The organism is Rothia amarae, from assembly GCF_014705945.2.
GTDB lineage: Bacteria > Actinomycetota > Actinomycetes > Actinomycetales > Micrococcaceae > Rothia > Rothia amarae.
Genome location: NZ_CP061538.1, coordinates 1,557,670 through 1,577,597, shown reverse-complemented (window position 1 = coordinate 1,577,597; position 19,928 = coordinate 1,557,670). Strand labels below are relative to the sequence as shown.

At 52.8% G+C, this 19,928-nt stretch carries 14 protein-coding genes; 8 read left to right on the top strand and 6 right to left on the bottom strand.

The window, feature by feature from the left end; all coding sequences use genetic code 11:
* Positions 1-75 precede the first annotated feature (75 nt).
* From IDM48_RS07450 to IDM48_RS07435, 4 genes are all read right to left on the bottom strand, one after another.
* Positions 76-1,773: an ABC-ATPase domain-containing protein gene (locus IDM48_RS07450; protein WP_190616752.1), complete on the bottom strand. Its 1,698-nt coding sequence runs from the start codon at positions 1,771-1,773 to the stop codon at positions 76-78.
* A gap of 67 nt (positions 1,774-1,840) precedes the next feature.
* Positions 1,841-3,400: a glycerol kinase GlpK gene (glpK, locus tag IDM48_RS07445; RefSeq protein ID WP_190616750.1), complete on the bottom strand. Its 1,560-nt coding sequence runs from the start codon at positions 3,398-3,400 to the stop codon at positions 1,841-1,843.
* Positions 3,401-3,451: 51 nt separating this feature from the next.
* Entirely contained in the window at positions 3,452-4,237 is a 786-nt protein-coding gene (locus tag IDM48_RS07440; RefSeq protein ID WP_190616749.1) for an MIP/aquaporin family protein, read from the bottom strand.
* A gap of 113 nt (positions 4,238-4,350) precedes the next feature.
* A complete protein-coding gene (locus tag IDM48_RS07435; protein ID WP_190616747.1) occupies positions 4,351-6,117 on the bottom strand; it encodes a glycerol-3-phosphate dehydrogenase/oxidase in 1,767 nt (588 codons plus the stop codon).
* 102 nt (positions 6,118-6,219) lie between these two features.
* On the opposite strand from IDM48_RS07435, the gene IDM48_RS07430 reads away from it, so the two are divergent.
* Positions 6,220-7,170: a sugar-binding transcriptional regulator gene (locus IDM48_RS07430; RefSeq protein ID WP_068171792.1), complete on the top strand. Its 951-nt coding sequence runs from the start codon at positions 6,220-6,222 to the stop codon at positions 7,168-7,170.
* Between the two features lie 111 nt (positions 7,171-7,281).
* Complete coding sequence (locus tag IDM48_RS11735) at positions 7,282-7,407, top strand: hypothetical protein (RefSeq protein ID WP_274382295.1); 126 nt, start codon at positions 7,282-7,284, stop codon at positions 7,405-7,407.
* A gap of 99 nt (positions 7,408-7,506) precedes the next feature.
* Here IDM48_RS11735 and IDM48_RS07425 read toward each other — a convergent pair whose 3' ends face one another.
* Positions 7,507-8,406 carry a LysR family transcriptional regulator gene (locus IDM48_RS07425; protein WP_238397929.1) on the bottom strand — a complete coding sequence of 300 codons (900 nt, stop codon included), beginning with the start codon at positions 8,404-8,406 and terminating at the stop codon, positions 7,507-7,509.
* A gap of 158 nt (positions 8,407-8,564) precedes the next feature.
* On the opposite strand from IDM48_RS07425, the gene IDM48_RS07420 reads away from it, so the two are divergent.
* From IDM48_RS07420 to IDM48_RS07400, 5 genes are all read left to right on the top strand, one after another.
* A complete protein-coding gene (locus IDM48_RS07420; RefSeq protein WP_190616746.1) occupies positions 8,565-12,047 on the top strand; it encodes a bifunctional proline dehydrogenase/L-glutamate gamma-semialdehyde dehydrogenase in 3,483 nt (1,160 codons plus the stop codon).
* Between the two features lie 236 nt (positions 12,048-12,283).
* Entirely contained in the window at positions 12,284-12,670 is a 387-nt protein-coding gene (gene gcvH, locus IDM48_RS07415; RefSeq protein ID WP_068171799.1) for a glycine cleavage system protein GcvH, read from the top strand.
* Between the two features lie 214 nt (positions 12,671-12,884).
* Positions 12,885-13,337: an FHA domain-containing protein gene (locus IDM48_RS07410; RefSeq protein ID WP_190616744.1), complete on the top strand. Its 453-nt coding sequence runs from the start codon at positions 12,885-12,887 to the stop codon at positions 13,335-13,337.
* Complete coding sequence (gene ftsR / locus IDM48_RS07405) at positions 13,337-14,122, top strand: transcriptional regulator FtsR (RefSeq protein WP_083147291.1); 786 nt, start codon at positions 13,337-13,339, stop codon at positions 14,120-14,122. Before IDM48_RS07410 ends, ftsR begins: the two co-directional genes overlap by 1 nt.
* Before the next feature lie 277 nt (positions 14,123-14,399).
* Positions 14,400-14,993 carry a MerR family transcriptional regulator gene (locus tag IDM48_RS07400; RefSeq protein ID WP_145177049.1) on the top strand — a complete coding sequence of 198 codons (594 nt, stop codon included), beginning with the start codon at positions 14,400-14,402 and terminating at the stop codon, positions 14,991-14,993.
* A 64-nt stretch (positions 14,994-15,057) separates the two neighbouring features.
* Here IDM48_RS07400 and IDM48_RS07395 read toward each other — a convergent pair whose 3' ends face one another.
* A complete protein-coding gene (locus IDM48_RS07395) occupies positions 15,058-16,137 on the bottom strand; it encodes a ParA family protein (protein WP_190616743.1) in 1,080 nt (359 codons plus the stop codon).
* A gap of 306 nt (positions 16,138-16,443) precedes the next feature.
* Here IDM48_RS07395 and IDM48_RS07390 point away from each other — a divergent pair, with 306 nt between their 5' ends.
* Positions 16,444-19,893 carry a pyruvate carboxylase gene (locus IDM48_RS07390; protein ID WP_145177037.1) on the top strand — a complete coding sequence of 1,150 codons (3,450 nt, stop codon included), beginning with the start codon at positions 16,444-16,446 and terminating at the stop codon, positions 19,891-19,893.
* The last annotated feature ends 35 nt before the right edge of the window (positions 19,894-19,928 follow it).

Below are 19,928 nucleotides of genomic sequence, written 5' to 3'. Positions count from 1 at the left end.
CTTGGTCTAAGAAGATTCTTGGGGTATTTTGCCCCTGCGATATTTGTGACAGAAGATGAAGTTCTGCTGAGATTTTTACCGCTTCAGGCGAAGTTTTCGCCACCGCGAAATTGCTTGAAAAAGCTCCTCTTTACGGGGGAGTACCACATCGCCTCGGACTCTAGAATCTGACCCTGTGAGCGTCTCTAACCCTTCTCTTTCAATCTGCTCGATGACCTCCTGTACCGCTGGCGCAAGGGGAATCTGAGCTGTTTGAAGACGCCGGGCAACTAAGGGCAAGCATAGTGCTATGGCCTGAGTTTGCCCAGAATCCACCAGCTGGGAGAGATACCGCAAATCAAGGTTCTCTTTACCGATTTGTATCTCCTCTAATCCGCGACCCCGAGGAGGTTTGCGCGTGTCCTCTACAAGAAGGGAATTCGGGTCAACCGTTCGAGGTGCGCCCAGCAAAGCTAGTGAGGACGTTTTATCGGTATTACCTTCTGAGAGGGAATGCTTCGTTTCGTGATACTGCTTGGCTAGTTGGTGCGCTCGCTCGGTCACATCTTGAGGAACGTATTCATTCAAAGCAATAACGGTATGTGCGTGTTCGAAGAACGCTCCTGACCCTCCCATCACCAAAATGGTTGAAATTCCCCGATCTTCCCACAGGTCTGAGATTCGATCGACAAACGGGGTAATGGGTTCGGCTGAAATTAAAGCTTTCATGCGCTGGTCGCGAATCATGAAGTTCGTGGCGGAGGTATCCTCATCAATAAGCACAGTACGCGTACCTATTTCAACGGCTTCGGCTAAATTAGCTGCCTGGGAGGTGGAGCCACTGGCATTGGCTGTAGAAAATTCTTGCGTATCAATCCGCCCCGGCAGGTTATTAATCATGGTAGAAATATTGGTACCTGTGACGGCTCGGCCATCCTCAGCCCGCACAGAAACAGCGGTTGGATCGCTCACTACCAGCTGGCGTCCGTCTCCTGGAATATGTGGGAAGACGCCGCGTTCTAGCGCTTTCAAAAGCGTGGATTTTCCATGAAAACCTCCACCGACCAGAAGAGTAATACCCTCTCGAATACCTAAACCACTGATAGAGCGCCCGCTGGGCAGATCAAAGAAAACTTTGTTTTCTGCGGGAGATTCAAAGGGAACAGCATTAGCTAATGGGGTATCTGAATTGCCTGAGCGACGGGCAAGAACAGCACCATCCGCTACGAAACCCACCAGATGCCTGTCCTGCAATTCACGCTGTATAAATAAATAATCGCGCAGGGTTTGCACGTGCTGTTTCAACGCATGATGTTGCAGCCGCTCGCCGAGTGCCGAGTAGCTGACTAAACCAGGTAAGTCGTCCACCAAAAGTCCTGCAGCGAGGCGACCCTTGACTCGGCGTCCAGCGGCAGGAAACTGAAAAGTAAGCGCAACCTGAACCGTACCTTTCTCACAGGTCACCGAAGAACGAGGAAGAATTTCTTGTCCAGGGCGTACCGCCTGAAATTCCCGAGGACCGTGGGATATAGCATCGTAAATGTCTCGGGCAATAAAATCGCTCACCGCAACACGATCTGCAGTGTCTTGCAAAAACTCTTGGGGTACCTCGGTAGCTGTAACTGGTAAGGTAATCCGAATTCTCGACGCCGACGCATAGGGATCGGGCTGCACCTTATCAATATGCAAGTCAAAGCCCTGAAACTGCCATGTTCCCGCTAGCTGTTTGAGCGCACCGTATGATTTGCTGTCCAATGAATGAAGCCGTGAATAGAGCTGAGATGAAGTACCCATACACCTCAGCATATAAGAAAGCCGGGGCATGACAATTTCATGCCCCGGCTTGACTTACTGAGAGAGATTAGTCGGTGATAACGTCTTCATCGACCCAGTCGAGGGTCTTAGAAACCGCCTTCTTCCAGTTACGGTACTGGCGCTCGACCTCCTCAGTATCCATATCCGGAGTCCAACGCTTATCTTCGGACCAGTTATCAATGACATCTTGCTCGCCGTCCCAGAATCCCACGGCGATACCGGCAGCATAAGCTGCACCCAAAGCGGTAGTTTCAATAATCTTGGGGCGGATCACAGGAACTCCGAGAATATCTGCCTGGAACTGCATGAGGAATTCATTTGCAGTCATGCCGCCATCAACACGCAATTCGGTGAGCTCTACGTCTACTCCGGCGTGATCGATATCTGCGTTCATCGCATCGAGAACTTCGCGAGTCTGCCACGCGGTTGCCTCCAGAGCGGCGCGGACGATATGCGCCCGGTTAATATAGCGGGTTAAGCCCACAATAACTCCACGCGCATCGGAGCGCCAATGCGGTGCAAATAGCCCGGAGAAAGCCGGTACCACGTAGCACCCACCGGAGTCTTCCACGCTGGTTGCCAGCTTTTCAGATTCAGCAGCGTCGTTAATCATGCGCATGTTATCACGCAGCCACTGAATCAAAGAGCCGGAAACTGCGACAGATCCTTCGAGCGCATAAACGGGCTTGTTATCGCCAATTTTGTAGGCGACGGTGGTGAGCAGACCATTCTCAGAAATAACGGGTTCTTGACCGGTATTCATCAGCATGAAATTACCTGTGCCGTAGGTATTCTTCACCATGCCCTCTTCAAAGCACGCCTGACCAAAAGTAGCAGCCTGCTGATCACCCAAAATACCGGCAATAGGAACCCCGGGCAGAAGACCATTTTGGCGACCTTCCCCCAAAATCTCGGAGGAAGAGTGAATCTCAGGGAGCATCGAGAGGGGGATTCCCATATCTGCTGCAATGGATTCATCCCACTGCAGAGTCTTGATGTTCATAAGCATAGTGCGAGATGCGTTGGTGACGTCAGTAACGTGAATACCACCATCAGTGCCGCCGGTGAGGTTCCATACGAGCCAGGTATCGGTGTTGCCAAAGAGGAGGTCACCTGCTTCGGCCTTTTCGCGTGCGCCCTCAACATTGTCGAGAATCCACTTAATTTTTGGGCCTGAGAAATAAGTTGCCAGGTGCAAGCCGGTGATATCGCGGTACTTGCCTTCGCCTTCTTTGCCGCCAAGCTCATTGCAAATCTTCTGTGTGCGGGTGTCCTGCCAAACGATGGCGTTATAAATCGGCTCGCCAGTGTTCTTATCCCAGACGACGGCGGTTTCGCGCTGATTGGTAATACCAACAGCGGCGATTTCGTGGTGGTTGATGCCTGCATCAGAAAGTGCATGACCCACTACTTTACGCACATTGCTCCAGATTTCTAGCGGATCGTGCTCAACCCAGCCAGCCTTAGGAAAAATCTGCTCGTGCTCGAGCTGGCCTACAGCCTTGATGTTCGCCTTTTTATCAAACAAAATGGCGCGGGAACTCGTGGTTCCTTGGTCTAACGAAAGGATGTACTTTTTGCGTGCGGGCAGTTTTTTCTCTGCCATATCAACCACTCCTTTGTGATAGTTACTGTGGGGGTTAGTTTAGCTCAACCTCTAAATAGCGAGTAGCGCAGGTACAATCAGCGCGGCAAGTACGGCGCCGATAATGGGACCAACTACGGGAACCCAAGCATAGGACCAATTAGAATCGCCCTTGTTTGGAATAGGAAGCAGGGCATGAGCGATACGAGGACCAAGATCGCGTGCAGGGTTAATGGCGTAACCTGTGGGGCCACCCAGTGAGAATCCGATGGAAACGACGATGAGTGCAACAGCTAGAGGACCAAGACCGGAGGGGGTCTGACCGGACGCAACCACGAATGCAATCAGAACGAAAGTTCCGATGATTTCAGAAACCAGGTTCCATCCATACGAGGGTACGGCAGGACCGGTCGAGAAGACGCCCAGCTTGACGCCGTCGTCGGCTGGTTCGTCGAACTGCTTCTTATAAGCGAGCCAGCAAACGATCGCGCCAACAATTGCGCCAACCATTTGACCGGCAAAGTAAACCAACATGTTGCCCAATGTTGCAGGAACGCCTTTTGTTAGCTCATTCCCAGCAACCCACTGACCAATGGTTACAGCCGGATTCAAATGCGCGCCGGAAGGACCAGAAACATACACCGCAGCAAAAACTGCTAAACCCCAGCCAAAAGCAATTGCTACCCAACCAGCACCCTTGGCATGCGATTTGTTCAAACTATTAGCTGCACAAACGCCAGCACCCAACAAAATAAGTACCAAAGTGCCCAGGAACTCAGAGGAAAAGAGCCCTAAAGACGTCGGTATGCCGTCTGCGCCGGTAAGAAGGGTAGACCCTCCTGCAAGCAGACCATTCATAGTGAATCCTTTCAATCAAGGAATAAATCAGTGAGTGCGCTAAACACCATCCCCTCGGCGATTTAGCGCACTCAAACGGAGGTACTCATGCACTTAGTATGTTTACCTATGGGTTATGAAGCGTTGTTCAACTTCTGACGGGGAGCTACGCTCTCAACGTCCTCAAGATGAGCAACTGCCTCAGAATCTGTGGAGGTTTTCTCCGCCGCAGCAATAGCCTCAACACGCTGACGGTATAGATCAACTTCATGCTGGGCATCCTTCTGAGACCAACCAAGTTCAGGGGCCATCAGTGCAACAATTTCTTCGGCCGAAGAAAGCCCACGATCGCGCTGCTCCAAGTCCAGACGAACACGGCGAACCAGAACATCTTCAAGGTGAAGCGCACCCTCAGCTTGAACCGCGTACACAACATCTGCACGCAAGAACTGCGGAGCATTTTTCAAGGGCTCACCGAGGTCCGGATTCTTCTCAATGAGAGACACTAAATCGGTAATTTCTGCACCGTAGCGCTCCAACAGGTGCTCCTGGCGCTGCTTATCCCAACCCTGCTTCTGAGCAATCGATTCGATTGAACCCAAGATTGCCTGGTAGCCATTTGCACCGACCAAAGGAATATCAGAGGTAACGCTGGGGCGCGTCTTCGCCTCGTCACCCAACGCAAAATCGACGGCGTCCTCAGCCATCACGCGATAGGTGGTGAGCTTACCACCGGCGATAGCACTCATATTTGGTGCAATCTCGGTGACAGTATGCTCACGCGAAACCTTTGTAGATGACTTCTCAGAGCCCTCCTTCAAAACCGGCTGAAGTAGCGGACGAAGGCCAGAATAGGTGCCAATAATATCGTCCTGAGTCAGCTCTTCAGCAATCAGTTCATTCGCCTGATCTAAGACATACTGGATGTCCTTAGCGGTAGCCACCGGGTTTTCAATGTCCTCGGTGTACGGAGTATCGGTGGTGCCAAGAATCCAGTAACGCTGCCAAGGAATAATAAACAGAACAGACTTCTCTGTCTGAGTGAAAATGCCTGAGGACGCTTGGATGCGCTCGCGAGGAACCACAATGTGGATACCCTTAGAAGCAAGAACCTTCAAGCCGGCATCTTTCTGCGCCATGGATTCTGTCTCTTCGGTCCAGACACCGGTGGCATTGATAATTTTCTTCGCTTTGATTTCGAGTTCGGCATCGGTTTCGAGATCCTTGACGACTGCACCGTTCACAGCTCCTGAGGAATCTTTGAGAATGCTAATAACCTGGGTGCGGGGAGCGGCTAGAGCGCCATAGCCAGCTGCGGTGCGCACCAAGTCGATGACGAGACGGGCGTCGTCCACGCGTGCATCGTAAAACTGAATAGCACCGGTGAATTTGTCATCCTTAATGCCCGGGAAGATTTTCTTAGTTCCCTTTTTGGTGAAGTGTCGTTGTGGAGGAACGGTGGCGTTGCCACGGGCGCCGGCGAATGCCATGACGTCATACATGCCGATTCCCACCGCTGAATACGCACGCTCAATTACGGGCATTTTCAAAGGCCATAGGAAGGGCTGTGCTTTGACGAGATGGGGTGCGGTTTTGGTCAGCAGATTGCCTCGCTCCTTAAGAGCTTCTGCAACGAGCTTGAAATCCAGGTTGTAGAGGTAGCGCAGACCACCGTGAACAAGCTTAGAAGACCAAGCGGAAGTACCTGCTGCCCAGTCGCCAGCTTCGACGATGCCGGTGCGCAGACCGCGCGTTGCCGCGTCAAGAGCGATGCCAGCGCCGGTGACGCCGCCACCGATGATGAGAATGTCTAGCCCCTCTGAATCGGTCATGGCTGCAAGGGCCTTTGACCGCGATTCTTTGGTGAGCCGTGATTGTTGTGCAAACTGTGCAGATGACACGTTCGAACCCCTTTAGTTGATAGTTACCTTTTCTCTATTTGAACTGCTGAGTCTATACGGAAGCAAACAATCTGAAAGAATTTTCAACTAGTATCTAGAACTGTGAAAGAACGTAACACTCAGCTCTTTGAAGCGGCTCAGCTCTACTACCTGGAACATCTCACTATGGATCAGGTGGGAGCCCGGTTATCTGTTTCACGCGCTACTGTTTCACGGCTTCTCAAAGAAGCGCGGCAGGTGGGACTGGTGCAAATTAATCTCAATGATGATTTCAAACCGAAAAATGACTTAGCGACCAAGCTGGGGGATAGGTTCCGCGTTAAAGCTCTGGTAGTACCCACAAACCCACGCGATTCGGCGTTGGGGCGGATGCAAGCAGTAGCTCGCGAGGCGGGTGTTTTACTCAATAATGTGATGCACGATGACATGGTCTTAGGGGTGGCTTGGGGGTCTACGGTGAGCGAAGTTGCCCGACAACTACCTCCCCGCCCGCTCAAAAACGCTTTGGTTGTACAACTTAATGGGGCGGGTAACGCCCGTCATACGGGTATTCCTTATTCAGGTGCAATCTTGGGGCAGATAGCCGAGGCATTTAGTGCTCAGATGATTCATTTTCCTGTCCCGGCTTTTTTCGATCGCGCCACCACCAAAGAGGCTATGTGGCAGGAAGAATCAGTGCGCTCTGTGCTGAAAATGCAGAGGGTGGCAGACGTCGCACTTTTTGGAATTGGTGCTTTTGGCGGCGCGATTCCCTCGCATGTCTATAACGGCGGGTACTTTACCGAGGAAGAGCAGCGCCGCCTGAGGCAGACCGGTGTAGTGGGGGATATGTGCACGGTTTTTCTACGGGAGAATGGCACTTTTGCGGACCTTGAGGTGAATAGACGGGCGACCGGTCCGACCCCTGCTGAACTAGTGCGCATCAAACGACGTATCGCGGTGGTCTCGGGAGCGCACCGGCTATCTGCGCTGATGGGGGCGCTCATGACGGGCGCAGTGACCGACCTGGTCATAGATGCGCAGCTGGCGGAGTTGCTGTTGAAAGCTGCCTAAATTCTTCGTCTCGAATGAAAGCCCCCCAGACCGCAGAACCATCCACAGGTTCGTCGTCTCCATCAAACACGTCTTCCCCTTCATCAAGCGCAAACGCGAAAAAGGAAGTTGATGCAATCGAATTTGATGGAAATTTCGATAATTTTATCCCCTTACCAGGTGGATGCCGCTTACAAAAACGGTGGCTGGGGGATGACCGAAAAAAGTGATGACTTTGAGGATGCCTATAAGGGGTAATTTGCCCTAAGGGTCACTAAATCCGCAAAAGTGCACTCAAATAAATGCACTTTTGCGGATTTAGTGACCCTTAGGTTAGGCACCTGGAACAATCATGAATCAAACTTCGGCATCGCGGTGTGCCGCCCACTTAAGGGCATCGCGAACCGCGCCTATGGAGAGCTGATCTTGGCTTTCTCGACGGGTCACCATGTAGATCTTCCGAAAATGTTCCTCAGGAGTGCGGAGAATCTTCACGCCGTTCAACCCGCCAGAACTTTGCACAATAAATTGAGGCACAATTGCCGCCGCGTACCCAGCTCGTACCAGATGAAGATGGGTGATGACGTCGTCAATATCGAAATCGACACGCGGTTCAAACCCGGAGGCTCGGCAAAGGTTGATAGCCCACTGTCTGCTGGTGTTGCCGGTATTTTCAAAAACCCAGCGTAGATTTTGGGCCTCGGTGAGCTCTTCGGCATCTGTTGCTTGGGGCGCAATGATGTTTAGACGGTCTTCGGTGAGCAATTCGTAAGAGAGTTCTGGAATCTCTGGAATAAAGTGGTTGGGATACGTCTCGGCGATAGTGAGGTCGAATTGCCTACTCTTGGTCAGATTGAGACCAATTTCGGGTTCTATCTGCATCGCGTGGAGCTGAACCGCTGGGTGGTTTTTCTGCAGATATTCAAGGGCTGCAGGTAAAAGAGCGAGGGACGCCGATTGAAAAATAGCGATGCGCACTGTTCCTCGAGCTTCTCCGGTGAGGCTCTCCACCCGTGTTTTCATTGAGTCAAACTCTTCTAGAACTCTGCGCGCGCCTTCAACTAGCACCAACCCTGCGGTGGTGAGCTGAACGCCTCGTCCAACTTTCTGGATCAGCGCGGTACCGGCTTCTTTTTCGAGAACAGAAATTTGCTGGGAGATAGCAGAGGATGTGAGGTGCAGTGTTTTGGCAGCTGCGGTGAGGGTGCCTCGCTCGTGAATTTCCAGCAACATATGCAGGCGGCGGACGTCGTACACGGTGTCTCCTTGGAGAAATAAACTATTAAGAAATTCTTAACTGTATCAGTGAATAAGATTCAAAATTTCTAATAGTGTGCGGGCAGTCATAGCGTGTTCCAATAGAGAGAGCATCAACGCCGCTTACGGGCGGCACCCTAGAATCGTTGGGAGATTCCGTGGAATACACTTTCACCTCTGATCACTACCAGCAGCTTGCTGAGCGTGCACAGAAACTCGTTCAAGAATGGCTTAAAGAAGCGCAGAACGTACCTTCCGATCAGGCAGCGGAAATGCTGGCTGGCGTACTCAAAGACCCTAACGGCCTGGACTTCACCGTAGGCTTCGTGGACACCGTCGTCCGCCCTGAAGACGCTTCGGTCGCCGGTACTAACCTTTCTAAGATTTCCTCCCTCGCCCCTGCCTTCCTTCCCTGGTACATGAAGGCTGCCGTTCAGGCTGGTGGCGCGATTGCTGGCAAGGCATCTTGGCCTACCGTTCCCGTTGCACGTAAGGTGCTGCGTGAGATGGTCAGCCACCTCATTATCGACGCACGAGATGAAAAGCTGGGCCCCGCTATCAAGCACCTCACTGAGGGCGGCAATAAACTGAATATCAACCTGTTGGGTGAGGCAGTTCTGGGCGATAAGGAAGCGGAGCGCCGCCTGAGCGAAACCAAGCGTTTGCTCTCCCGCGACGACGTCGATTACGTTTCCATCAAGGTCTCGGCAGTTTCTGGCCCCCATTCGCACTGGGCGTTTGATGAGGTTGTAGAAGAAGCTGTCCGCCGTCTGACTCCGCTCTATGAGCTGGCAGCTAACTCTCCCAAGAAGAAGTTCATTAACTTGGACATGGAAGAGTACAAAGACCTCGACATGACCATCGCAGTTTTCACCAAGATTCTCGATCAGGAGCACCTGCGCGATCTTGAAGCAGGTATCGTACTGCAGGCTTACCTGCCCGATACCTTGGCGGCTATGCAGCACTTGCAGGAATGGGCTGCCAAGCGTGTTGAAAACGGCGGTTCTCGCGTGAAAGTTCGCCTGGTAAAGGGCGCTAACCTGTCGATGGAAATCGTTGAAGCTGTTGTTCACGGCTGGGACGTGACTACATGGGATTCCAAGCAGCTCACCGACACCAACTACAAGCGTGTGCTTGATTACGCATTACGCCCCGAACACACTAAGAATATCCGTCTGGGTGTTGCTGGTCAGAATATCTTTGATATCGCATTTGCACTGCTTTTGGCTGAGGATCGCGGTGTTCAGGATGACGTCGAATTCGAGATGCTCATCGGTATGGCGGATCAGTTGGGTGAGGTTATCCGGCGCCGTGTAGGGCATGTTTTGCTCTATACCCCGGTTGTTCGCCCTGAAGAATTCGACGTCGCAATTTCTTACCTGGTGCGTCGCCTGGAGGAAAACGCTTCGTCTGAGAACTTCATGAGTGCCGTCTTCGATCTGCACCAGAGCGATGAGTTGTTCCAGCGCGAGCAGGCTCGCTTCATGCGTTCGCTCAATTCTGTAACCGATGAGGTTCCCGGCCCTAAGCGTACTCAGAATCGTTTGGAAGAAACCGCTCAGACTGTGTTCCGCCCTCGTTTTGGGTTTGAAAATGCTCCCGATACCGATTCTTCACTGGAGCAAAACCGCGTGTGGGGTCGTGACATTCTTGAACGTTCCAAGACAACTGAAATTGGTCTTCAGGCACTTAAAGATAACGAGCTTTCTTCAGCCGCTCAGGTGGATGAACTGATTGATTCTGTTATCAATGCCTCTAAAGCATGGGGCAAGAAGTCAGGTGCTGAGCGCGCTGAGGTTCTTCGCAATGTGGGTGTTCAGATTGGTCTGAATCGAGATAAGTTCCTGGAGGTAATGGCTGCTGAAGCCGGTAAGACCCTTGACCAGGGCGACACCGAAGTTTCCGAGGCAATTGACTTCGCTAACTACTATGCTCTACTTGCTGAAAAACAGGAGAAGATGGACGGCGCTTCGCCGGTTCCAGTCAACCTCACCTTGGTAATCCCGCCGTGGAACTTCCCCACCGCTATTCCTGCCGGTGGTGTGCTTGCTGCTTTAGCTGCGGGATCGGGCGTTATCTTCAAGCCTGCTACGCTGACCGCTCGGACCGGTGCTCTAATCGCAGAGATTCTCTGGGAAGCTGGAGTACCCCGCGAGTTGATGCGCCTCATTAAGGTGACTGATAAGGAAGCTGGAAAGAAGCTCATTTCCTCACCTGCTGTGGACCGTTTGATTCTTACCGGTGGTTATGAAACCGCTGAAACCTTCCGTTCATGGCGCAAGGATCTGCCCCTGTTCGGTGAGACCTCTGGAAAGAACTCTATTATTGTGACGCCGAATGCGGATCTTGATCTTGCAGTCAAAGACGTCGTACAGTCGGCATTTGGCCATGCAGGTCAGAAGTGCTCGGCTGCTTCAACCGTCATTCTGGTAGGTAGCGTTGCTACCTCCAAGCGTTTCCACCATCAGTTGGTAGATGCGGTGCAGTCTTTGCATGTGGCTTACCCCCAGGACATTGAGTCTGAGATGGGCCCCGTCATTGCACCTGCTGAAGGCAAGTTGCTTTCCGGTTTGACCGAACTGGACGAGGGGGAGCACTGGGTTATTGAGCCCAAGAAGTTGGATGAATCCGGTCGTTTGTGGTCGCCCGGTGTTCGTGCCGGCGTCAAACCTAACTCTGAGTATCACTTGACCGAGTACTTTGGTCCTATTCTTGGCGTCATGACAGCTAAGACTTTGGAAGAAGCAATTGAGCTACAGAATGCAACTGACTATGGTTTGACTGCCGGTTTGCATTCGCTCGATTCCGGCGAACTTGAGTTGTGGCTTTCCAAGGTTCAGGCGGGCAATCTCTACGTCAACCGCGGTATTACCGGTGCTATCGTGCAGCGTCAGCCCTTCGGTGGTTGGAAGAAGTCAACCGTTGGATCCGGTACCAAAGCGGGTGGCCCTAACTACCTCACCGCTTTGACCGACTGGGAGTCCAAGGAATCGCAGAGCACCGCTTCACCTACCTCGGTGGCAGTTCGCGAAGTAATCGGTGCGGTGCGCGAACCTTCCTCGGTCGATCAGAGCGAGCTTGAGTTCTTGCTGCGCTCGGCGTCCTCTGACTCCCTGGCATGGAATTCTGAGTTTGGTATTGGTCATGACCCCAGCCAGCTCGGTGTTGAGCGCAATATTTTGCGCTATGTGCCCCAGGCAGTTCAGGTTCGTGCAGATTCAGACGCAAGCGCTCACTCCGTTGTACGTGTTCTGCTAGCTGGTTTGGCCGCAGGTGCACCGGTTTACCTCTCCACTGCAAAGCCGCTTCCCGTGGCTGCGAGCGGTGCACTAGAGAACCACGGTGTGAAAATCACTGTGGAATCAGATGCTGAATATCGCCAGTGGCTCAGTAAACAAGCTCAGCGTGATGTGCGCGAATTCGAGGGTGGCCCTTTGGAAGGTTCTCGTATTCGCTTGGTAGGTTCGGACGCCGTTGGCATCTTCGAAGCCCTCGGTGGGCGTCCTGACATTGCCGTCTACACCCAGCCTGTCACTGAAGCTGGCATGATCGAAATGCTCCCGTTCGTCAAGGAACAGGCTGTTTCGATTACCGCTCACCGCTTCGGCAACCCTAACCGCTTCTCCGAAGGCGTTATCTAAGGGTAAGAGCTGAGTAAATGAAGGAGGTAACCTCGCCGGGGGTTACCTCCTTACCTTAAACATCTCGTGCACTTTGAATCGTGAAGTGCACGAGGCCCCGGCAAATATGAGATACTAAATGTGAGCGTAATCGCTATTGAGCGTTTGCCTCTTTGCACGCAGGATTTACTCCATAGCATCGTGCGCTCGGCCGCTTATGAAGAGGGCTACCGCACGCATTTGAAAGGAAAGCCATTATGAGCGAAGTACCCGCAAATCTTTCTTACACTGCTGAACACGAATGGGTTACCAGCCTCACCGACGAGGGTACCGTTCGTATCGGTATTACCGACCACGCACAGGATTCCTTGGGTGACGTCGTTTATGTTGATCTTCCTGAGGTTGGCGACTCCCTCGAAGCTAACGAAAGCTTCGGTGAGGTTGAGTCCACTAAGTCTGTTTCAGATCTTTTTGCACCCATCAATGGTGAGGTTGTAAAGATTAACGAGGCCTTGGAAGACGACGCAGCACTGGTTAACTCTGATCCTTATGGCGAGGGCTGGCTCATCGAGGTTAAGCCTGCAGATGAGGCAGAACTTGAAGGTCTTTTGGATGCAGAGGGTTACAAAGCTGAAATCGGCTAATCCCCTAGAGCTGTAATTACCGGCTGCTCTTTGGAGCAGCCGGTAATTTTTTTGCTTAAATCTGAATAATTCTATGCAAGATTGAGACTTACTGGCTAAGATTGGACGAGAGCTTCAATGTTTACCGATTCGTGACCATTGAAAATCCCTAAAATCCTGCCGCATCCTGGCTTTTTGCCTTATGAGGGTGCGTTATTTCATTGAGGAAGTATAGATGCCCAATAACGAGGCTCACCCCCAAACATCTGCTCTGACTGCTATTGCTGCGAATGCGCAGCTTGGCGGGCAGCCTGCCTACGCACCTACCCAGGAGGAGCTAGCCGCTATTGCGACTCTTCCCGAGGGGTCAGCTTTGCTGATTGGTACGAACGGTGAACTTCGCGGTGCACGTTTCTTGCTGAATATTGAAACGGATGAGACCGGCGCCGTCAAGCCTATCGTAGCTGGTCGTAGCCCCAACTCAGACGTTTACCTGAACGACGTCACTGTATCTCGCCAGCACGCAGCTTTCTTGCCCAACGCCGGTACTTTTGAATTGATTGATAATAATTCTCTGAACGGTACTTATGTGAATGGTGACCGTGTAGATAACGCATATCTGCAGAACGGATCGCAAATTAACATCGGTAAGTTCCACTTCTCGTTCTTCTTGGGCACCGGCAAATAATGTCTGAATTCTCAGAAACTCAGCAAGAAAAAGAGGGGACTGAGGAATCTCAGATTAAAGCGGCTAAGGACAAAACCATTGGGCAAGTTCTCAGTGCTTTAGATGTCGATTTTCCCGGCATTAGCGCTTCCAAGATTCGTTTCTTGGAGGACCGAGGATTGGTACACCCGCAGCGTACAAATACCGGTTACCGCAAGTATTCTGCTGCAGACGTTGAGCAGCTCCGGCTGATTCTTCTACTGCAACGGGATCGGTACCTGCCACTAAAAGTTATCAAAGAGCTGGTGGAATCCAACACTTTGCATGAAGTTGCAGTGGGGCCTGAGCCGGCGTCTACGTCGCCATCTGAGACTGCTCCGTCTCAGGAATCAGCTGAGTCTCAGCCTGCCCTGTCTGATTCTCCGCTGGCAAGCATCAAAGACAGCGGTGCCACCTATACTTTGCGTGAGCTCTCTGCAGCTGCTGAGGTAGATATGCCTCTATTGAGGGAACTGATTAACTTTGGGCTGATTCGGGAAAATAACGGTGTCTACGACGACTACGACGTCGTGGTCACCCGTGTTTGTTCCGAGCTGACCTCCCACGGTATCCAGCCTCGTCATCTGCGCCAGTTTAGAGCGGCTGCAGAGCGAGAAGTCGGTTTGGTTGAGACCGCTGTAGCTCCGCTGGCTTCGAGAAAAGACGAAGATTCCCAGGCGAAAGCGGCAGCCCGCGCGTCGGAAATCGCCCAGCTATGCTTGCGGCTTCACATGGCACTGGTTGCATCGTCAATGCCCAGCTTCTAAACCTGCAATTTCTTTTAAAACCACTCCTGCGCGTGTTAAGCTAAGGAGTCCTGAATGCGGCAGAGATGCCGCATTCAGAATTTAAAAACAGCAATATTCCATCAGGTGCACCCCGGATTAACCGAGGATTGCGTTGCCATGGCGGTATTATTGCTAGAGTCCCTGTTTACACTACGGTTAGGATCACCACATGGTAGCTAACGAGAACGCCGGCTCTGCACGCTCGGCCTCATCGGTTCGTCCATTGAACTCCGCTACCGGTTTCGCCGCAGTGCCGATGGATCAGCCTCTTTTGGGGTTTGATGCCGTGATGCCTACCGAACCTCCTCAGGGAGAGCAGGGCGTCCTCTTTACCGATTCGCTGTCTTTGGTGGATGAAAATCTTGGTTATCGAGGTCCCACCGCATGCAAGGCTGCCGGTATTACTTACCGTCAGCTTGATTATTGGGCTCGTACCAAGCTGGTTACTCCCACGGTGCGTTCTGCATCGGGTTCGGGTTCTCAGCGTCTTTATTCTTTCCGCGACGTTCTCGTGTTGAAAATTGTGAAGCGCTTACTCGATACCGGCGTGTCTTTGCAGCAAATCCGTACCTCGGTGGAGCATCTGCGCACTCGCGGGGTAGAAGATCTTTCGGGTATTACCTTGATGAGCGATGGCATATCAGTCTACGAATGCACCTCACCCAATGAAGTCATTGATTTGGTGCAGGCTGGTCAGGGTGTATTTGGTATCGCTATCGGCCGCGTCTGGCGCGAACTAGAGACTAACTTGGCAAAGCTGCCGGGCGAGAGTACCCAGAGCGTGGATGAAACTGAAATACAAGATGAGCTGCACGCTCGTCGCGTTCAAAAAGCAGCATATGGCTCTTAAAAATTGAAAAACTTGACAATGAAAAAATGACCCCGATTCCTCGGGGTCATTTTTGTGAGCCTGTTTAGTTCAGCAAGCCTTCGAGAAGGTCAGTCAGCTTCTGAGCAAAGTCTTGCGCTGCGGGCTCAGGCCAGAAATGTACGGGGTAGGCAGAACCCTGAATACGCTGGAAAGACTCGAACTCGGGGAGTGAGGGGATAGCTACCAGCTCGCCAAAGAGGGTAGTCATTTCTTCAATGCGGTAGTTATGCTCGGGGTTGTTATCCTGCACCTTATTGATGACGACGGATGCCGCACCCACCGAATACTCAGAATTTTGTTCGAACCGGGCAATGGCGCGAAGGGTTCGCTCTGTACCTGCAACGGAGAACAGCGATGGCTCTGCAATAGAAATCACGCGGTCAGATGCTGCCCATGCCATAGAGGTGAGCCTGCCAAGAGTGGGCGGGCAGTCAATGAGCACGAGGTCGTAGTCTTCTACTTCACCATCGAGAAGCTGACGGAGACGGGGGAGAGCTTTCTTCAAAGTCAGTGATTCGAGCCCTGTGGTTGCCGCTGAACCGCGCACCACATCTACTGAGCCACAGCGGGATCTAGCAGGATTGGTGAGTTCTTGGTGTTCATCAACGCTATCGGTGTCTAGGTCGGGATTCGCGGTTTCGTCTTCGTATTCCACCTCTACAGCGGAAGTGTCTTCGGTAACGTACTCGTAGCCTTCATCCAGCTCGTCGTAGTTAGACTCCCCGTCTTCTTCAGCGCGGGAGTCAGCATCAATCGCTGATCCCTCTGCAGTATCTACCGCATCTTCTGCCGGGTCTTCGGTATCTGGCTCTTCGTCATCCTCAGCGAAGTCTTCCGCCTCATTTTGAAGCTGGCGTTCCATGACTGCTTTTTCTGCTAGAGCATTCCATCCGGAGGGGACTATTTCTTCAGAGAGAGTAAATTTCTTGGGACGGGAAAGCATGGTGCCGACGTCGGTTCCGCCGTCTTCGACAGCCAGGCCGGTGCTGGCGTCACCGTGGGGGTCCATATCGACCACTAGAACACGCATGTCTGCGGCAAGGGCTGCTGAAGCTAGTCCTAGAGTGACCGATGTTTTGCCTACGCCCCCTTTGAGGCTGCTGATACTCACCAAAAGAGGCATGAAATTGGTCCCCCAATAAATCGTGTGCGAATGCTCGACGTAAACCGAAAAAGCTTTAAGTAATGCTATCGAATCTCGTCGTAACTCTTAGGCAACCTTAGTCCCCAATTCAGTGATAATTTCTCCAGATTTTTCCCGAACTATTCAAATCAAAAGCTGATTGAAGATAAATATTTCCACTTTATGAACTATTGAGTTGACCAATACGTAGATACAAGTACTGATGGTTTACGGTATTAGTAATGCGGCACACTGGCGTGTGTCTTGTCTCTACCAACTTTCTGAGACTGAGAGGAACACATTTCTATGTTTGAAAAAGTTCTTGTAGCAAACCGCGGTGAAATTGCCGTTCGTGCTTACCGAGCTGCCTATGAATTAGGCGCAAAGACTGTCGGCGTCTTCCCTTACGAAGACCGCCATTCGATTCACCGCCAGCAGGCGGACGAAGCTTACCCAATCGGCGAAGAAGGGCACCCCGTTCGCGCCTACCTGGATATTGATGAGATTATCCGCATTGCCAAAGAAGCCGGTGCAGATGCCATTTATCCCGGATATGGATTTCTTTCGGAAAACCCCGATTTAGCCCGTGCAGCGGCTGAAAACAACATCACCTTCATCGGTCCAGCTCCCGAAGTGCTAGAACTAGCAGGCAATAAGGTGGAAGCGCTCAAAGCCGCGCGCCGAGCCGGAATTCCTGTGTTGAATTCTTCGGAACCTTCCACCGACACTGACTACCTGATCGCTGAGGCAGACAAGATCGGTTTCCCCGTCTTCGTTAAGGCTGTTGCCGGTGGTGGCGGTCGCGGTATGCGCCGTGTGGAGACCCGTGAGGCTTTGCCCGATGCACTGGCTGCTGCCATGCGTGAGGCAGACACAGCTTTTGGCGACGCTACCGTCTTCTTGGAACAAGCTGTACTGCGCCCTCGTCACATTGAGGTGCAGATTCTGGCGGATAACGAAGGCAACATCGTGCACCTCTTTGAACGCGATTGTTCGCTGCAGCGCCGCCACCAGAAAGTTGTGGAAATTGCACCAGCGCCGAACCTTGACGAAGAAATCCGTCAGGCGCTCTTCCGCGATGCGGTTAAATTCGCCAAAGAACTGGGTTACCAGAACGCCGGCACCGTGGAATTCTTGGTTGATACCGCCGGTGAACGCGCTGGTCAGCACGTCTTTATTGAGATGAACCCGCGCGTGCAGGTGGAACATACCGTCACCGAAGAAGTCACCGACGTCGATATTGTGCAGTCGCAGATGCGCATTGCGGCAGGCGAAACCCTCGAAGATTTGGGCATCCGCCAAGACGAACTCCATGTGCGCGGTGCCGCTCTTCAATGTCGTATTACCACCGAAGATCCTGCCAACGGCTTCCGCCCCGACGTCGGCAAGGTAACCTACTACCGCTCCGCCGGTGGCTCTGGCATTCGTTTGGACGGTGGCACCGTCTACACCGGTGCTCAGATTTCCCCGCACTTTGACTCCATGCTGGTGAAGCTTACCTGCCGCGGTCGTACCTTCCCCGCAGCGGTGCAGCGTGCCCAGCGGGCGTTGGCGGAATTCCGTATACGCGGCGTCGCAACTAATATTCCGTTCCTGCAGGCTGTGTTGGAAGACCCCACATTCCGTTCGGGCGATGTTTCCACGCCGTTCATTGACGAACACCCTGAGCTGGTCAACAAAAAGCCGCTGGGGGATAAGGGCACAAAGGCACTACAGTACCTTGCTAACGTAACGGTGAATCAGCCGAACGGTCCTCGGATTGAAGGACCTGACCCCCGTCAAAAGCTCCCTCGTTACCCTGGGGATAAGGTAGAAGAACCCTTCCGTACCCCCTTCGATTCATCTAACCATGAGCCTCCTGCCGGTTGGCGCAAGAAGCTACAGGAGCTGGGTCCCGAGGGATTCGCCAAGGCTTTGCGCGAGTACAAGCCTGTGGCAGTCACCGATACGACGTTCCGCGATGCTCACCAATCGCTTCTTGCAACGCGCGTCCGTACTCGTGATTTACTGGCGGCAGCTCCTGCAGTGGCTCACGTAACCCCCAATATCTTCTCGATTGAGGCATGGGGCGGTGCAACCTATGATGTGGCTCTGCGCTTCCTCTCCGAAGACCCTTGGGAACGCCTGCGCTATCTACGTGAGGCTATGCCTAACATTCCGATTCAGATGCTTCTGCGCGGTCGCAATACGGTGGGTTATACTCCCTACCCGGTTGAGGTAACCGACGCGTTCGTGAAAGAAGCTGCCGAAACGGGCGTCGATATTTTCCGTATCTTCGATGCGCTCAACGACGTTTCACAGATGACTCCGGCTATTGAGGCTGTTCGTAAGACAGGCACTGCCGTTGCCGAAGTGGCTTTGTGCTACTCGGGTAATCTGCTTGACCCCAACGAGAAGGTCTACACCCTCGATTACTACCTCGATTTGGCTCAGCAAATTGTGGACGCCGGTGCACACATTCTGGCTATCAAGGACATGGCGGGACTTTTGCGCCCCGAAGCAGCTCGCCAGCTGGTGACTGCTCTGCGCGACCGTTTCGACTTGCCGGTTCACCTGCACACCCACGATACTGCCGGGGGACAGGTAGGAACGCTGCTTGCCGCTGTTGAAGCGGGAGTGGACGCCGTCGACGTCGCTACTGCAACCATGGCAGGTACTACCTCGCAGCCTTCGTTCTCCGCATTCGTTGCTGCTATGGATGGCAACGCTCGTGAGCCTGAGATTGATTTGGATGCGGTTCTTTCGCTCGAACCCTATTGGGAAGCAGTGCGTAAGATTTACAAGCCGTTCGAGAACGGCCTGACCTCGCCGACAGGTCGCGTGTACAACCACGAGATTCCCGGCGGACAGCTATCCAACCTGCGTGCGCAGGCAACCGCTTTGGGCTTGGCGGATCGCTTTGAGGCGATTGAGGATATGTACGCCGCCGCTGACCGCATGCTCGGCCATATTGTGAAGGTGACGCCGTCGTCCAAGGTAGTAGGCGACCTCGCTCTGCAACTAGTGGGCATGGGAGTTGACCCTGAAGAATTTGAGAAGAATCCGCAGAGCTTCGATATTCCCGACTCGGTGATTGGCTTCCTCAACGGCGAGCTGGGCACTCCGCCCGCCGGCTGGCCTGAGCCTTTCCGCACAAAGGCGCTGGAGGGCCGTAAGCTGTCCAAGCCCGGTGTGAATGAGCTGTCTGATGAAGACCGCCAGGCTCTCCTGGGCGATTCGGAAATCCGCCGCGCCACGTTGAACCGCTTGCTGTTCCCTGCACCAACCCGCGAGTTTGAAGCGGTACGTGAAGAATTTGGCGACGTTTCCATTCTGCACACCCGCGACTTCCTCTACGGCATGATGGAAAACCGTGAACACGTGATTTCCCTCGGTAGGGGCGTGCGTTTGATTGCCACCCTGCAGGCGATTTCCGAGCCTGACTCTAAGGGTATTCGTCACGTGATTTGCACCCTGAACGGGCAGTCACGCACCGTGGAAGTTCGCGATAACTCGGTTGAATCAAATGTGAAGGAAGCAGAAAAAGCAGATCCTTCAAATAAGGGTCATATCTCAGCTCCATTTGCAGGAGGCGTGACCGTTACCGCTAAGGTCGGCGATAAGATTTCTGCTGGTGACCAGGTAGCAACCATCGAAGCGATGAAGATGGAAGCCTCAATCACCTCGCCGATTGGCGGCACCGTTGAACGCGTGGTGTTTGACGACGTCGCTCAGGTACAGGGCGGAGATCTGCTGCTGGTGCTGAAGACGGACTAGGGAGCTTATTCATAAGGTTCTTTTGATGCCGAACA

Coding starts and splice junctions, on each gene's coding strand:
- glpK (WP_190616750.1), bottom strand. CDS start 3,400: ATGGCAGAGAAAAAACTGCCCGCACGCAAAAAGTACATCCTTTCGTTA.
- IDM48_RS07390 (WP_145177037.1), top strand. CDS start 16,444: ATGTTTGAAAAAGTTCTTGTAGCAAACCGCGGTGAAATTGCCGTTCGT.
- ftsR (WP_083147291.1), top strand. CDS start 13,337: ATGTCTGAATTCTCAGAAACTCAGCAAGAAAAAGAGGGGACTGAGGAA.
- IDM48_RS07400 (WP_145177049.1), top strand. CDS start 14,400: ATGGATCAGCCTCTTTTGGGGTTTGATGCCGTGATGCCTACCGAACCT.
- IDM48_RS11735 (WP_274382295.1), top strand. CDS start 7,282: ATGCAATCGAATTTGATGGAAATTTCGATAATTTTATCCCCTTACCAG.
- IDM48_RS07450 (WP_190616752.1), bottom strand. CDS start 1,773: ATGGGTACTTCATCTCAGCTCTATTCACGGCTTCATTCATTGGACAGC.
- IDM48_RS07440 (WP_190616749.1), bottom strand. CDS start 4,237: ATGAATGGTCTGCTTGCAGGAGGGTCTACCCTTCTTACCGGCGCAGAC.
- IDM48_RS07410 (WP_190616744.1), top strand. CDS start 12,885: ATGCCCAATAACGAGGCTCACCCCCAAACATCTGCTCTGACTGCTATT.
- gcvH (WP_068171799.1), top strand. CDS start 12,284: ATGAGCGAAGTACCCGCAAATCTTTCTTACACTGCTGAACACGAATGG.
- IDM48_RS07395 (WP_190616743.1), bottom strand. CDS start 16,137: ATGCCTCTTTTGGTGAGTATCAGCAGCCTCAAAGGGGGCGTAGGCAAA.